The organism is Streptomyces lienomycini (genome assembly GCF_027947595.1).
Taxonomy (GTDB): Bacteria; Actinomycetota; Actinomycetes; order Streptomycetales; family Streptomycetaceae; genus Streptomyces; species Streptomyces lienomycini.
In genome coordinates, this window is the sequence record NZ_CP116257.1 from 6716086 (window position 1) to 6731334 (window position 15249).

A 15249-nucleotide genomic window follows, 5' to 3' on the forward strand; every position below is an offset into this window, starting at 1 on the left:
TCGCGGCACAGGGTTTCATTCCGTGTGCGTCGGCGCGAACATCCGCAGCACGGCGGGGAGTACGACGACGGCCGGGCCCGGTGTCGTCAGGGCCTTCGCGAGGTCCTGTTCCAGGGTGTCGGGGCCGGTGCGGACGCCGGGCACGCCGAAGGACTCGGCCAGGGCGACGAAGTCGGGGCCGGGCAGGTCCGTCGCCGTGGGCTGCCCGAAGGCGTCGGTCATGTACTCGCGCAGGATGCCGTAGCCGCCGTCGTCGACGATGAGCCAGGTGACGTTCAGGTCGTACTGGCGGGCGGTGGCGAGTTCGGCGACGGAGTACAGCGCGCCGCCGTCGCCCGAGACCGCCAGCACCGGGTGGGTGGGGTCGGCCGCCGCGGCGCCGAGGGCCGCCGGGAGGGCGTAGCCGAGGCCGCCGGCGCCCTGGGCGGAGTGCATGGTGTTCGGGGCCTTGGGGTCGAAGGCCGACCACGCCCAGTAGGCCAGGATGGTCATGTCCCAGAAGGAGGGGGCGCGGGGCGGAAGGGCCTTGCGGACTGCGGCCAGGACGTCCTGTTCCAGGGTGAGTTCCTGGGCGGCGACGCGTGCGCGGACCTTGTCCAGGACCTCGCGTACGCGTTCCGGGGCGGTCGGGTCGGTGCGCCGCTCCTCCACCGTCTCCAGCAGGGCCTGGAGGGCGAGGCGGGCGTCGGCGTGGATACCGAGGGCCGGGTGGTTGGACTCCAGCTTGCCGAGGTCGGCCTCGATCTGGATCACCCGGCCGCGGGGCTCGAACGTGTGGTAGTTCGAGGAGAGTTCGCCGAGTCCGGAGCCGACCACGAGGAGGACGTCGGCGTCCTCCAGGAAGTCCGTCGTGTGGCGGTCCTCCAGCCAGGACTGGAGGGAGAGGGGGTGCGTCCAGGGGAAGGCGCCCTTGCCGCCGAAGGTGGTGACGACGGGGGCCTGGAGCCGCTCGGCCAGCTGCCGCAGCTTCTTCGACGCGTCCGCGCGGACCACCCCGCCGCCCGCGACGACCACCGGGCGTTCGGCGTGTGCGAGCAGGTCGGCCGCCACCGCCGTCAGTTCGGGGCGCGGGGGCAGCTCCTCGGGGAGGGTGTCGCCGCCCGTCACGACGGGGATCAGCGTCTCGGCCCGGAGGACGTCCTGGGGGATCTCCACCCACACCGGGCCGTGCGGGACGGTCAGCGCCGACGTCCACGCCTCGGCGATCGCGGACGGGATCTGGGACTGGGTGCGGGCGGTGTGGACGGACTTGACCACGCCCCGGAAGGAGGCGGCCTGGTCGGGGAGTTCGTGCAGGTAGCCGTGGCGGCCGCCGCCGAGGCCCGCCGCGGGGACCTGGCCGGCGATCGCCAGGACGGGGGCGGAGGCGGCCCGCGCCTCCTGGAGTGCGGGCAGGGCGGTGAGCGCGCCGGGGCCGGTCGACAGCAGCAGCGGGGCCGCCTCGCCGGTGACGCGGCCGTAGGCGTCCGCCGCGAAACCGGCGTTGTTCTCCACCCGCAGGCCGATGTAGCGCAGGTCGGAGCGGCGCAGCGCGTCGAACAGGCCGAGGGTGTGCTGGCCGGGCAGGCCGAAGACGGTGGTCGCGCCGAGCCCGGCCAGGGTCTCCACGACCAGGTCCGAGCCGGTGCGGCCGCCGGGAGGGTGCAGCGCGGCCTCCGTCTGGGAGGCGGTCGGACGGAGCACGAGGTCGTGGTCGTGGGTCACTGTGAACGGGCCTCGGCGATCTGGCGGGACATGAGGGTGGTCAGTTCGTACGCGGTGTGGGAGGCCGCGACCGAGGTGATCTCCGCGTGGTCGTACGCGGGCGCCACCTCGACGACGTCCGCCGACACCAGGTTGCAGGATGCCAGGCCGCGCAGGATCTCCAGCAGTTCGCGGGAGGTCATGCCGCCCGCCTCGGGGGTGCCGGTGCCGGGGGCGTGGGCGGGGTCGAGGCAGTCGATGTCGATGGAGACGTACAGGGGGCGGTCCCCGATGCGCTGCCTCAGCTGGTCGGCGACCTCGTCGGCGCCGCGGCGGTAGACGTCCGCCGACGTCACGATGCCGAAGCCCATCCGCTCGTCGTCGGTGAGGTCCTTCTTGCCGTACAGGGGGCCGCGGGTGCCGACGTGGGAGAGGGCGGAGGTGTCGAGGACGCCCTCCTCGACGGCGCGGCGGAACGGGGTGCCGTGCGTGTACTCGGCGCCGAAGTAGGTGTCCCAGGTGTCCAGGTGGGCGTCGAAGTGGAGCAGGGCGACCGGGCCGTGCTTCCGGGCGACCGAGCGCAGCAGCGGCAGGGCGATGGTGTGGTCGCCGCCCAGCGTCATCAGGCGGGCGCCGGTACCGAGGAGGTCGTCGGCGGCGGCCTCGATCGTCTCGACGGCCTCGTGGATGTTGAAGGGGTTCACGGCGATGTCGCCGCCGTCCGCGACCTGGGCGAGGGCGAAGGGCGAGGCGTCCTGCGCCGGGTTGTAGGGGCGCAGGAGGCGGGAGGCCTCCCGGATGGCGTTGCCGCCGAAGCGGGCGCCGGGCCGGTACGAGACGCCGGAGTCGAACGGCACCCCCACGACGGCGACGTCGGCGGTGCCGACCTCGTCGAGCCGGGGCAGCCGGGCGAAGGTCGCGGGTCCGGCGTAGCGCGGGATCCGGGAGGAGTCGACGGGACCTCGGGGCGTCTCGTTGCTGCTCATGCACTGCCTTCCTTCTTACGCTTCGTCGCGTATGTGCTGCTGCTGTCCGACTGTACTGGCGGGCGGGGCAGCCGGTCGCCGCAGACTAGAGGGCCGAAATGAGCCTGCGACATGTACGTTCCGTCCATAAGGGCCCTCGGGGCTGGAGGAAACGGCCATCGGGCCGGGGCCGGCCGCTCCCGGTCGTGACCCGCGTCCCAGCGGGCGGCATGCCGGAGACGGACACAGGCGGCTGCTACACAATGGAGCCATGCCGATACCCGGGACACCCAGCCGCGCCGAACTCGCCGAGCACCTCGTCACCACGCGTATCGCGGGCGACGTCGCCACGCCCCGCGAGAACAACCTCTCCCACTACCGGAAGCTGGCCAACGGCGACCGGGGCTTCTGGCTCGGTCTGGAGCTGGGCGACCGCTGGAGCGACGAGCAGGACGTGCTCGCGGTGATGGCGGAGCGCGTCGGTGTCAACGACGACCCCGAGCACCGGTACGGCCAGGACACCATCGATCCCGAGCTGACCGTCTCCGCGCTGGAGCGGATGGCGGGACGGCTGCGCAAGGCGGCGGACGGCGGGCAGCGGGTGCTGTTCGCGACCGGCCACCCGGGCGGGCTGCTCGACGTGCACCGCGCCACGGCCGCCGCGCTGCGCGCCGCGGGCTGCGAGATCGTCGTGATCCCGGAGGGCCTGACCACGGAGGAGGGGTACGTCCAGCAGTTCGCGGACGTCTCGGTCCTCGAGCACGGGGCGTCGCTGTGGCACACCCACTCGGGCGAGCCGATGAAGGCGATCCTGACCGGTCTGGAGCGCGAGGGCCGTCCGCTGCCCGACCTGGTGGTCGCCGACCACGGCTGGGCCGGTTACGCCGCCCAGCACGGCGTGGACTCCGTCGGCTACGCGGACTGCAACGACCCGGCCCTCTTCCTCGCCGAGTCCGAGGGCACCCTCCAGGTGGCGGTGCCGCTGGACGACCACGTGGTCAGCCCGCGCCACTACGACCCGATGACGGCGTATCTGCTGACGGAGGCGGGACTGCGGTGATCACCCGCGCCCGGCGGGCCGGCACCGGGGTGTCTTAGGGGTGTCCGAGGGGTGTCCAGCCCCTCCCGGGCCGAACAAAGTTCTGGCCCATGAACGGTCTCTACGCATTTAAACCCTGGTACACGGAGCAGTTGTCCGGTGTTCGTGCCGCGCTCGTACGCCGTGAGGTGTCACCCGACACGCTCACGGCGGCGGGTGTGGTCTGCGCTGCGGGCGCCGCGGGGGCGCTCGCCACGCTGCCCGCACCCTGGGCCTGTCTGCCCGTCGCCCTGCTGCTCGCCGCCCGTCTCGCGTTCGCCAATCTCGACGGCGCGCTCGCCCGCGACACCGGGCGGACCACACGGCGCGGCTCCGTCCTCAACGAACTCGGCGACCGGTGCGCCGATCTGGTGGTGCTCGCCGGGTTCCTGGCGCTGGCCCCGCTGTGGCTGGTGGCGCTCACCGGCCTGGCCGCCACCCTCCCCTCCTGGGTCTCGCTCGCGGGGTCGGCCGCCGGGGCGGAGCGCCTCAACGGCGGTCCCGTCGGCAAGACCGAGCGCTGCCTGCTGACCGTCGTCGCGGCGGCCACGGGCTGGGCGGTGCCCGTGCTGGCGGTGATCGCTGCCGGGTCCGCGCTCACCGCCGTGCTGCGGCTCGGCCGGCTCTGGCAGGCCCTCGGCGGCGCCACCACCGTCGGCGCGAGAACCTCGGGGGGCCACCGATGAGCGCCGTACTCATCACCGAGGAGGCCGTCGGCCGGGCCCTGCCGCTCGTCGCGGGCGCCCTCGGAGTCAGCGGTGCGGCGGTCGCCGTACTGCCGTCGAAGGTGCGGATGCGCACCGAACTGCGCAAACGCTGGCGCAGTTGGGCCGTCGCCGCCCCGGTCTTCCAGGGGGCGCTGTTCTTCGGCGCGGGCGGCGCCTTCGCCCTCGCGGCGGCGCTCGGCGTGATCGCGGTGAGCGAGTACGTGCGGATCGCCGGGCTGCCCCGGGCCGAGCACCTGGTCCTGGTCGCCGCGTCGGTGGTGCTGCCGGGCCTCGCCTGGCGGGCGCCCGAGCTGCTCGACGTACGGTCCGCCGCGCTGCTGCTCGTCGGCGCCGCGCTGCCCTCGCTGCTCACCGGCGACCACGCGTCCGGATTCACCCGCACCGCGCGCACACTCGTGGCGCTGGTGTGGATTCCCGTCTCCCTGACGGGACTCGTGGTGCTCGGCGACACCGCTGTCGCCGTCGGCCTCGGCGTGGCCTTCGGCGACGTCGGGGCGTGGTGCGGAGGCATGGCGTTGGGGCGGCGCGGCCCGCTCGCCCGGCCGCTGTCCCCGCTCTCCCCCAGCAAGACCTGGGCGGGGGTGCTCGGCACCGCCGCCGTGACCGCGGCCGTGCTGGCCGTGATCGGCGCGTTCTCGGTGCTGCTCTGGCTCGCGATCCTGGCCGGCTGCGTGCTCGGCGACCTGCTCGAGTCCATGGTCAAGCGCGAGGCCGGGGTGAAGGACGCGGGCACCTGGCTGCCCGGCTTCGGCGGGCTCCTCGACCGTATCGACTCCCTCGTCCTCGCTCTTCTCCTCACCATGGTGGTGGCCTCGTGACGACCCTCGCTCCCGCACGCGCCTCCGCGCCCCCGCGTCACTGGCTCGCCTCGGCCCTGCGCCGCCTCCTGTGGTGGGTCACCCTCACCCTCACCGGCGGTTTCCAGCGCCGTGGCCGACTGCCCCGCGGCGGCTGCGTCGTCATCGCCAACCACTCCTCGCACGCCGACACCGCCGCGCTGCTCGCCGCGCTCGACGCCCGCCACGCGCCGGTGATCGGCGCCGCCGCCGACTACTGGTTCGCCTCTCCGTGGCGCCGCCGGATCTGCAGCCGGCTCGCGGGCGGGTTCCCCGTGCGCCGGGACGGCGGCGGAGTCGACGATCTCCTCGCCATGGCCGACGAGTTGCGCGCCGGACGCACCGTGGTCCTCTTCCCCGAGGGCACCCGCCGGGCGGACGGCGAGTTCGGCACCTTCCACCGGGGCGCCCTGGTCCTCGCCGAGGAGGCGGGCGTCCCCCTCGTCCCGGTCGGCATCGCCGGCACGGACAAGGTGCTGCCCAAGCACGGACGGCTGCGCTCCGGCGTGGTCCGGGTGCGGATCGGGGCGCCGTTGCCCGCGGCCGCGACGCCCGAGGACGCCCGTGCCTCGGTCGCCGCGCTGCACGCCCGTGCCGAGGCGGAGCGGAAGCGGGACTCGGGTCTCAGGCGCCGGGTCTCGTCCGTGATCAACTCGCGGTGGGGGGCGGTCCTCGTCTTCCTGTGGGCCGTCGCCGAGGCGCTCAGCTGGCCCCTGATCCCCGAGCTGCTGGTGGCCACGATCGTCATCGCGGTGCCTCGCTCGGCCGTGAAGGTGTCGCTGTCCATCGTCGCGGGAACGCTCGCCGGCGGGCTGCTCGGCCTCCAGCTCGCCGCGGCCGGCGCGCAGTTGCCCGCACCGCTCACCACCGACCGGATGCGTGCCCAGGCACGGCACGAGATCGCGGTCGAAGGCGCGGACGCCGTGCGTCACCAGCCGTGGAAGGGCCTGCCCTACAAGGTGTACGTCGCCGAGGCGGGCAAGGCCGACGTCCCCCCGGTGGACTGGGTCGTCGAGTCCGCGAAGGCCCGCGGTTCGCGCACGGCGATGCTCACGGCGCTCTTCGCCGTCCTCGGGCTGCTGCTGCAGCGCTTCCGCCGCTGGTACGTCGGGTATCTCGTGGTGTTCGCCGGCGTGTTCGCGTGGTCCCTGGCGGGGGTGATCAGGACCTGGAGCTGATCCACGGAGCCGCCGCCCCCTCAGTGTTCCCGGGGGACGCGCACCACGCCTTCCTGGACGACCGACACGGCGAGGTGCCCGTCCTGGGTGTGGATGCGGGCCTGGCCGAGTCCCCGGCCGCCGGACGCGGACGGGGACTGCTGGTCGTACAGCAGCCACTCGTCGGCGCGGAAGGGCCGGTGGAACCACATGGCGTGGTCCAGCGAGGCCCCGACGACGTCGCCGACGGCCCAGCCGCCCCGGCCGTGCGCGAGCAGAACCGAGTCGAGCAGCGTCATGTCGGAGACGTACGTGGCGAGGACGACGTGCAGCAGGGGGTCGTCCGCGAGCTTGCCGTTGGTGCGGAACCACACCTGGGAGTGCGGATCGCGCGGGCTGCCGAAGTCGCCGAAGGGCGGGTCCTCGACGTAGCGCAGGTCGACGGCGGCCCGGGTCTCCAGGAAGCGTTCGACGGTGTCGGCGGGCAGGTGCGGGTAGCTCCGCAGCCGCTCCTCGCCGGTGGGGAGGGTCGCCGGGTCCGGTGCGGGCGGCATCGGCGCCTGGTGGTCGAGGCCCTCCTCGTACGTCTGGAACGACGCCGACAGCGTGAAGATCGGCTTGCCGTGCTGGACGGCGACGACGCGGCGGGTCGTGAAGGAGCGGCCGTCGCGCAGCCGGTCGACGTTGTAGACGATGGGGGCGCCCGGGTCGCCGGGGCGCAGGAAGTAGGCGTGCAGGGAGTGCGCGTGCCGGTCCTCGGGGACGGTGCGGCCCGCGGCGACCATGGCCTGCGCCGCGACCTGCCCGCCGAAGACGCGGGGGACGACGGCGGACCGGGAGTGGCCGCGGTAGATGTCCTCCTCGATCCGCTCGAGGTCGAGCAGATCGAGGAGGGACTGGAGTGCTTCGCTCATGGCCGGGTGATTCCGCGGTCTACAGGCCCATGTTCTTCGCGATGATCATCTTCATGACCTCGCTGGTGCCGCCGTAGATGCGGTTGACGCGGTTGTCCGCGTACAGGCGGGCGATGGGGTACTCGTTCATGTAGCCGTAGCCGCCGTGCAGCTGGAGGCAGCGGTCGATGACGCGGTGGGCGACCTCGGTGCAGAACAGCTTGGCGCTGGCGGCCTCGGCGGGGGTGAGTTCACCGGCGTCCAGGGCCTCGGTGGCGCGGTCGGCGACGGCCTCGGCGGCGTCCACCTCGGCCTGGCAGGCGGCCAGCTCGAACTTGGTGTTCTGGAAGTGGGCGACCGGCTTGCCGAAGACGGTGCGCTCCCGCACGTACTGGGTGGCGAAGCGGACGGCGGCGGCGGCCTGCGCGTAGGCGCCGTAGGCGATGCCCCAGCGCTCGGAGGCCAGGTTGTGGCCGAGGTAGGAGAAGCCCTTGTTCTCCTCGCCGAGCAGGTCCTCGACGGGGACCTTGACGTCGACGAAGGCCAGCTCGGCGGTGTCGGAGGTGCGCAGGCCCAGCTTGTCGAGCTTGCGGCCGACCGAGTAGCCCTCGGACTTGGTGTCCACGGCGAACAGGGAGATGCCGTGGCGGCGGTCCTCGGCCGTGGGCGCGGCGGTGCGGGCGCAGACGATGACCTTGTCGGCGTGGACGCCGCCGGTGATGAAGGTCTTGGCGCCGTTGAGGACGTAGTGGGTGCCGTCCTCGGAGAGCTTGGCGGTGGACTTCATGCCCGCGAGGTCGGAGCCGGTGCCGGGCTCCGTCATCGCGATGGCCCACATCTCCTCGCCGGTGACGAACTTCGGCAGGTAGCGCTTCTTCTGCTCGTCGGTGGCCAGCATGTTGATGTAGGGCAGGGCGAGCAGCACGTGGACGCCGGAACCGCCGAACTGGACGCCGGCGCGGGCGGTCTCCTCGTAGAGGACGGCCTCGAACTTGTGGCTGTCCATGCCGGCGCCGCCGAACTCCTCGGGCACGTTGATGCCGAAGATGCCCAGCTCGCCGAGCTTGTAGTAGAACTCGCGCGGCGCCTGGCCCGCGGCGAACCAGTCGTCGTAGACGGGGACGACCTCGGCCTCGATGAAGGCGCGGAGGGTCTCCCGGAACGCCTCGTGGTCCTCGTTGAACACCGTACGGCGCACCGCGCCACCTCCAGGGTACGTATCTAAGCGCTTGCTCAGACCCAACCGTACCGGCGGGTAGCGAGACGCGTCCAGACCGGGACGCGGGTAACCCTCGTCACTCCCCGCGCCCTCCGCGGCCCCGGGGGCGCCCCTACCCCTCCCCCACCGCCGCGAACGCCCCCCGCGCCATCCGGTGCAGCAGCGACGCCGTCACCGCGCGGCCGGGCAGGGAGCCGGGGCGGCCCAGGTGCGGGGTGGAGTTCAGGAGGCCGAAGACCGAGTGGACCGCGGAGCGGGCGGCGGGCTCGGCGAGGGCCGGGTAGACCTCCCGGAGCACGCCGACCCACAGCTCGACGTACTGCCGCTGCAACTGCCGCACCATCTTGCGGTCGGCGTCCCGCAGGCGGTCCAGCTCGCGGTCGTGCAGGGTGATGAGCGGGCGGTCGTCGAGCGCGAAGTCGATGTGCCCCTCGATGAGCGAGTCGAGGACCGCCTCGGGTCCCGTCGCAGCGCCCGCCCGGGAGCCGGACGCCCCGTCCGCCTCCGCCAGCCGCCGCTTCGCGCCGGTCAGCAGCGAGTCGCTGATGCCGACCAGCAGCTCGGCGAGCATCGCGTCCTTGCCGGGGAAGTGCCGGTAGAGGCCGGGGCCGCTGATGCCGACGGCGGCGCCTATCTCGTCGACGCCGACCCCGTGGAAGCCGCGCTCGGCGAAGAGCCGGGCGGCCTCCTTGAGGATCTGCTCGCGGCGGGTGGGGGCGTCGGTTCTGGTGGCCATGGAGTCGATTCTAGACAGGGAGGTTAGCGGTCGTTAACCTGAAGGAAACGCGTTAACGCTCATTAACTGGTCGACCACTGGGTGAGGGGACCGCAGGATGCACGAGGCACCGGAGCTGACGACGGCGGCAGATCCCGCGTCGGAGGCCTTTCGGGCCAACGAGGAGGCGCACGCCGCCCTCGTTCAGGAACTGCGCGCCAAGCTCGCGGCGGCCCGGCTGGGCGGCGGCGAGCGGGCGCGGGCCCGGCACACCGCGCGCGGCAAGCTGCTGCCGCGCGACCGCGTGGACACGCTGCTCGATCCCGGCTCGCCGTTCCTGGAGCTGGCGCCGCTCGCGGCCGACGGGCTCTACGACGGCGCGGCCCCGGCGGCCGGCGTCATCGCCGGGATCGGCCGGGTGAGCGGCCGGGAGTGCGTGATCGTGGCGAACGACGCCACCGTCAAGGGCGGCACGTACTACCCGATGACCGTGAAGAAGCACCTGCGGGCGCAGGAGGTGGCGCTGGAGAACCGGCTGCCGTGCCTGTACCTCGTCGACTCGGGGGGTGCCTTCCTGCCCATGCAGGACGAGGTCTTCCCGGACCGCGAGCACTTCGGCCGGATCTTCTACAACCAGGCCCGGATGTCCGGCGCGGGCATCCCGCAGATCGCCGCCGTCCTCGGCTCCTGCACGGCGGGCGGGGCGTACGTCCCGGCGATGAGCGACGAGGCGGTGATCGTCCGCAATCAGGGCACGATCTTCCTGGGCGGCCCGCCGCTGGTGAAGGCGGCCACGGGCGAGGTGGTCACGGCGGAGGAGCTGGGCGGCGGCGAGGTCCACTCCCGCGTGTCCGGCGTGACCGACCATCTCGCCGAGGACGACCCGCACGCCCTGCGCATCGTCCGGCAGATCGTCTCCACCCTGCCGGAGCGCTCCACCCTCCCCTGGGGCGTGGAGGCGGCCGTCGAGCCGAAGGCGGACCCGCAGCAGCTGTACGGGACGGTGCCGGTCGACTCGCGCACCCCCTACGACGTCCGCGAGGTCATCGCGCGCGTCGTGGACGGCTCCCGCTTCGCCGAGTTCAAGTCCGAGTACGGGCAGACCCTGGTCACCGGCTTCGCCCGGATCCACGGCCATCCGGTCGGCATCGTCGCCAACAACGGCATCCTGTTCTCCGAGTCGGCCCAGAAGGGCGCCCACTTCATCGAGCTGTGCGACCAGCGCGGCATCCCACTGGTGTTCCTGCAGAACATCTCCGGGTTCATGGTGGGCCGGGACTACGAGGCCGGTGGCATCGCCAAGCACGGCGCCAAGATGGTGACGGCGGTGGCGTGCACCCGCGTGCCGAAGCTGACGGTGGTCGTCGGCGGGTCGTACGGCGCGGGGAACTACTCGATGTGCGGACGGGCGTACTCGCCGCGCTTCCTGTGGATGTGGCCCAACGCCAAGATCTCCGTGATGGGCGGCGAGCAGGCCGCGTCCGTGCTGGCCACGGTCAAGCGGGACCAGATGGAGGGGCGCGGGGAGGAGTGGCCGGCCCAGGAGGAGGAGTCCTTCAAGGCGCCGATCCGGGCGCAGTACGAGCACCAGGGCAGCGCCTACTACGCGACCGCCCGCCTGTGGGACGACGGCGTGATCGAGCCGGCCGACACCCGGCAGGTGCTGGGCCTGGCCCTGACCGCGTGTGCCAACGCGCCGCTGGGCGAGCCCCAGTTCGGCGTCTTCCGGATGTGAGGAGGGGACCCATGCAGAACACGAACGAGACGCCGCGCGACGAGATGCCACGCATGTTCGACACCGTGCTCGTCGCCAACCGCGGTGAGATCGCCGTCCGCGTCATCCGGACGCTGCGCTCGATGGGCGTGCGCTCGGTGGCGGTCTTCTCCGACGCCGACGCGGACGCGCGGCACGTGCGGGAGGCCGACGAGGCGGTGCGGATCGGCCCGGCGCCCTCGACGGAGAGCTATCTGTCCGTCGAGCGGCTGCTGGAGGCGGCGGCCCGGACGGGCGCGCAGGCCGTCCACCCCGGGTACGGCTTCCTCGCCGAGAACGCGGGTTTCGCGCGGGCCTGCGAGGAGGCGGGGCTGGTCTTCATCGGACCGTCCGCCGACGCGATCGCCCTGATGGGCGACAAGATCCGCGCCAAGGAGACGGTGCGGGCGGCCGGGGTGCCGGTCGTCCCCGGCTCCAGCGGCAGCGGGCTCACCGACGAGCAGCTCGCCGACGCGGCCCGCGAGATCGGCACCCCGGTGCTGCTGAAGCCCTCCGCGGGCGGCGGCGGCAAGGGCATGCGGCTGGTGCGCGACGAGGCGGTGCTGGCCGACGAGATCGCCGCCGCCCGCCGCGAGGCCCGCGCCTCCTTCGGCGACGACACGCTGCTGGTGGAGCGGTGGGTCGACCGTCCCCGGCACATCGAGATCCAGGTGCTCGCCGACGGCCACGGGAACGTCGTGCACCTGGGCGAGCGCGAGTGCTCGCTCCAGCGCCGCCACCAGAAGGTGATCGAGGAGGCGCCCAGCGTCCTCCTCGACGAGGCGACGCGGGCGGCGATGGGCGAGGCGGCCGTGCAGGCGGCCCGCTCCTGCGGCTACCGGGGCGCGGGCACAGTGGAGTTCATCGTGCCCGGGAGCGACCCCTCCCAGTACTACTTCATGGAGATGAACACCCGTCTCCAGGTCGAGCACCCGGTGACCGAGCTGGTGACCGGCCTGGACCTGGTGGAGTGGCAGCTGCGGGTGGCTGCGGGCGAGCCGCTCGGGTTCGGGCAGGAGGACGTACGGCTGACCGGGCACGCGATCGAGGCCCGGCTGTGCGCCGAGGACCCGGCGCGCGGCTTCCTGCCCTCCGGCGGCACGGTGCTGCGGCTGCGCGAGCCCGAGGGCGACGGCGTGCGCACCGACTCGGGGCTCAGCGAGGGCACCGAGGTCGGCAGCCTGTACGACCCGATGCTGTCCAAGGTGATCGCCTACGGCCCCGACCGGGAGACCGCGCTGCGCAGGCTCCGGGCGGCGCTGGCCGGGACGGTCACCCTGGGCGTGCAGACCAACGCCGGGTTCCTGCGGCGGCTGCTCGCGCACCCGGCGGTGGTGGCGGGCGAGCTGGACACGGGGCTGGTGGAGCGCGAGGTCGACGGGCTCGTACCGGACGAGGTGCCGGCGGCGACGTACGCGGCGGCCGCACTGCTGCGCCAGGCCTCCCTCACGCCCGTCGGCACCGCCGGCTGGGCCGACCCGTTCGCCGCCGCGGACGGCTGGCGCATGGGCGGGGAGCACGCCTGGACGGCGCACCACCTGCGGGCGGCGGGCCACGACCCGGTGACCGTGCGCGTGCGCCGCACACCGGCCGGAGGAGTGGAGCTGCTGCTGCCGGGATCCGCCACGCCCCTGCGGGGGTCCGGGGGCACGCCCCCGCGGCCCGAGGACGGGCACCGGTTCGCCTTCCTCCTCGACGGCGTCGCCCACACCTTCACCGCTCTGCCGGACGGCACCTGGCTGGGCCGCGACGGCGACGCCTGGCATGTGCGCGACCACGACCCGGTCGCCGCCTTGCTCGACCGGGCCGCCCACGCGGGCGCCGACTCGCTGACCGCGCCGATGCCGGGCACGGTGACGGTGGTGAAGGTCGCCGTCGGCGACGAGGTGAGCGCCGGGCAGAGCCTGCTGGTGGTGGAGGCGATGAAGATGGAGCACGTCATCTCCGCCCCGCACGCGGGCACCGTCGCCGAGCTGGACGTGGCACCGGGCACGACGGTCGCCATGGACCAGGTGCTGGCGGTCATCGCCCCCACCGACGAGGCAGAGGAGACGGCGTGAACGCCCCGGAGCTGGGCCTCCCCATGGCCGTACCGGCCGAAGGCCTGCCCGCCCGCGTCCGCGTCCACGAGGTCGGCGCGCGCGACGGGCTGCAGAACGAGAAGGCGACCGTGCCGACGGTCGTCAAGGCGGAGTTCATCCGCCGCCTGGCCGGCACGGGCCTGACCACGATCGAGGCGACGAGCTTCGTCCACCCCAAGTGGGTCCCCCAGCTGGCCGACGCCGAGGACCTGTACCCGCAGGTCCTGGACCTGCCGGTGTCGCTGCCGGTGCTGGTGCCCAACGAACGCGGCCTGGACCGGGCCCTGGCGCTCGGCGCACGCCGCGTCGCGGTGTTCGCCAGCGCCACGGAGTCCTTCGCCCGGGCCAACCTCAACCGCACGGTGGACGAGGCGCTGGCCATGTTCGAGCCGGTGGTGACCCGGGCGAAGGCGCAGGGCGCCGACGTCCACGTGCGGGGCTACCTCTCGATGTGCTTCGGCGACCCGTGGGAGGGTCCGGTCCCGGTCCCCCAGGTGGTGCGGGTCTGCAAGGCCCTGCTGGACATGGGATGCGACGAGCTGAGCCTCGGCGACACCATCGGCGTGGCCACCCCGGGCCATGTGACGGCCCTGCTCACCGCGCTGGCCGAGGCGGACGTGCCCGTGTCCGCGCTGGGCGTCCACTTCCACGACACCTACGGCCAGGCCCTGGCCAACACGCTGGCAGCGCTCCAGCGGGGCGTCACCACGGTCGACGCCTCCGCCGGCGGCCTGGGAGGCTGCCCCTTCGCGAAGTCCGCCACCGGCAACCTCGCCACCGAAGACCTCGTGTGGATGCTGCGGGGCCTCGGCATCGACACCGGGGTCGACCTCGGCCGTCTCGTCGCCACAAGCGTCTGGATGGCCGCCCACCTGGGGCGGCCCAGCCCGTCCCGCACCGTTCGAGCCCTCTCCCACCAGGAGTCGTGAACACCATGGACCACAAGCTCTCCCCCGAACTGGAAGAACTGCGCCGCACGGTCGAGGAGTTCGCCCACGACGTGGTGGCGCCGAAGATCGGCGACTTCTACGAGCGGCACGAGTTCCCGTACGAGATCGTCCGCGAGATGGGGCGCATGGGTCTGTTCGGGCTGCCGTTCCCGGAGGAGTACGGCGGCATGGGCGGCGACTACTTCGCGCTCGGCATCGCCCTGGAGGAGCTGGCCCGGGTCGACTCGTCGGTGGCGATCACGCTGGAAGCGGGCGTCTCGCTGGGCGCGATGCCGCTCCACCTGTTCGGCACCGAGGAGCAGAAGCGCGCGTGGCTGCCCCGGCTCTGCTCGGGCGAGATCCTGGGCGCGTTCGGCCTCACCGAGCCGGACGGCGGCAGCGACGCGGGCGCGACCCGTACGACGGCCCGCCTGGACGAGGCGACGAACGAGTGGGTGATCAACGGCACCAAGTGCTTCATCACCAATTCCGGCACCGACATCACGGGCCTGGTCACGGTCACCGCGGTGACCGGCCGCAAGCCGGACGGACGGCCCCTGATCTCGTCGATCATCGTGCCGTCGGGCACCCCGGGCTTCACGGTGGCCGCCCCGTACTCGAAGGTCGGCTGGAACGCGTCGGACACCCGTGAGCTGTCCTTCGCCGACGTCCGGGTCCCGGCGGCGAACCTGCTGGGCGAGCTGGGGCGCGGCTACGCGCAGTTCCTGCGCATCCTGGACGAGGGCCGGGTGGCGATCGCCGCGCTGGGCACGGGGCTCGCGCAGGGTTGCGTGGACGAGTCGGTCGCCTACGCGAAGGAACGTCACGCCTTCGGCCGGCCGATCGGCGCCAACCAGGCCATCCAGTTCAAGATCGCCGACATGGAGATGAAGGCCCACACGGCCCGCCTCGCCTGGCGGGACGCGGCCTCGCGGCTGGTGGCGGGCGAGCCGTTCAAGAAGGAGGCGGCGCTGGCGAAGCTGTACTCGTCGACGGTCGCGGTGGACAACGCCCGGGATGCCACCCAGGTCCACGGCGGCTACGGCTTCATGAACGAGTACCCGGTGGCCCGCATGTGGCGGGACTCGAAGATCCTGGAGATCGGCGAGGGCACCAGCGAGGTCCAGCGGATGCTGATCGCGCGGGAGTTGGGGCTCACGGACTGAGATCCGGACGGCCGGGGGCGGGGTCTCACGGGCCCCACCCCTGGAC

The 15249-nt window shown here is 73.3% G+C and carries 13 protein-coding genes; 8 read left to right on the top strand and 5 right to left on the bottom strand.

Annotated elements, in window-relative coordinates:
• Positions 1-15: 15 nt before the first annotated feature.
• Both BJ961_RS30645 and speB read right to left on the bottom strand, forming a co-directional pair.
• Positions 16-1704 carry a thiamine pyrophosphate-binding protein gene (locus BJ961_RS30645; RefSeq protein ID WP_271416023.1) on the bottom strand — a complete coding sequence of 563 codons (1689 nt, stop codon included), beginning with the start codon at positions 1702-1704 and terminating at the stop codon, positions 16-18.
• Positions 1701-2669 carry an agmatinase gene (speB, locus tag BJ961_RS30650; RefSeq protein WP_271416024.1) on the bottom strand — a complete coding sequence of 323 codons (969 nt, stop codon included), beginning with the start codon at positions 2667-2669 and terminating at the stop codon, positions 1701-1703. Before speB ends, BJ961_RS30645 begins: the two co-directional genes overlap by 4 nt.
• Before the next feature lie 250 nt (positions 2670-2919).
• Between speB and BJ961_RS30655 the strand changes: the two genes are divergently transcribed.
• The 4 genes from BJ961_RS30655 (at position 2920) to BJ961_RS30670 (ending at position 6468) form a co-directional block, all read left to right on the top strand.
• Complete coding sequence (locus tag BJ961_RS30655; protein WP_271416025.1) at positions 2920-3708, top strand: phosphatase; 789 nt, start codon at positions 2920-2922, stop codon at positions 3706-3708.
• An 89-nt stretch (positions 3709-3797) separates the two neighbouring features.
• Positions 3798-4412 (top strand): CDP-alcohol phosphatidyltransferase family protein, encoded by a 615-nt coding sequence (locus BJ961_RS30660; protein WP_271416026.1) that lies wholly within the window; start codon positions 3798-3800, stop codon positions 4410-4412.
• Entirely contained in the window at positions 4409-5272 is an 864-nt protein-coding gene (locus tag BJ961_RS30665; RefSeq protein WP_271416027.1) for a phosphatidate cytidylyltransferase, read from the top strand. The genes BJ961_RS30660 and BJ961_RS30665 overlap by 4 nt, the downstream gene beginning before the upstream one ends.
• Positions 5269-6468: a lysophospholipid acyltransferase family protein gene (locus BJ961_RS30670; protein ID WP_271416028.1), complete on the top strand. Its 1200-nt coding sequence runs from the start codon at positions 5269-5271 to the stop codon at positions 6466-6468. Before BJ961_RS30665 ends, BJ961_RS30670 begins: the two co-directional genes overlap by 4 nt.
• A 20-nt stretch (positions 6469-6488) precedes the next feature.
• On the opposite strand, the gene BJ961_RS30675 is transcribed toward BJ961_RS30670, so the two are convergent.
• From BJ961_RS30675 to BJ961_RS30685, 3 genes are all read right to left on the bottom strand, one after another.
• Positions 6489-7361, bottom strand: coding sequence for an acyl-CoA thioesterase (locus BJ961_RS30675; RefSeq protein ID WP_271416029.1), 873 nt, complete (start codon positions 7359-7361; stop codon positions 6489-6491).
• Positions 7362-7380: 19 nt separating this feature from the next.
• Positions 7381-8538 (bottom strand): acyl-CoA dehydrogenase family protein, encoded by a 1158-nt coding sequence (locus BJ961_RS30680; protein WP_271416030.1) that lies wholly within the window; start codon positions 8536-8538, stop codon positions 7381-7383.
• A 133-nt stretch (positions 8539-8671) separates the two neighbouring features.
• On the bottom strand, positions 8672-9295 hold the full coding sequence (locus BJ961_RS30685; RefSeq protein WP_271416031.1) for an SACE_7040 family transcriptional regulator: 624 nt from the start codon (positions 9293-9295) through the stop codon (positions 8672-8674).
• Between the two features lie 97 nt (positions 9296-9392).
• Between BJ961_RS30685 and BJ961_RS30690 the strand changes: the two genes are divergently transcribed.
• From BJ961_RS30690 to BJ961_RS30705, 4 genes are read left to right on the top strand one after another with little or no spacing between them, the layout of a single operon-like run.
• Entirely contained in the window at positions 9393-11009 is a 1617-nt protein-coding gene (locus BJ961_RS30690) for a carboxyl transferase domain-containing protein (RefSeq protein WP_271416032.1), read from the top strand.
• Positions 11010-11062: 53 nt separating this feature from the next.
• The gene (locus BJ961_RS30695) at positions 11063-13087 is read left to right on the top strand and encodes an acetyl/propionyl/methylcrotonyl-CoA carboxylase subunit alpha (protein WP_271417219.1); all 2025 of its coding nucleotides are present in this window, start codon (positions 11063-11065) and stop codon (positions 13085-13087) included.
• Positions 13084-14037, top strand: coding sequence for a hydroxymethylglutaryl-CoA lyase (locus BJ961_RS30700; RefSeq protein ID WP_271416033.1), 954 nt, complete (start codon positions 13084-13086; stop codon positions 14035-14037). The genes BJ961_RS30695 and BJ961_RS30700 overlap by 4 nt, the downstream gene beginning before the upstream one ends.
• 5 nt (positions 14038-14042) lie before the next feature.
• Complete coding sequence (locus BJ961_RS30705; RefSeq protein ID WP_271417220.1) at positions 14043-15203, top strand: acyl-CoA dehydrogenase family protein; 1161 nt, start codon at positions 14043-14045, stop codon at positions 15201-15203.
• Positions 15204-15249 lie beyond the last annotated feature (46 nt).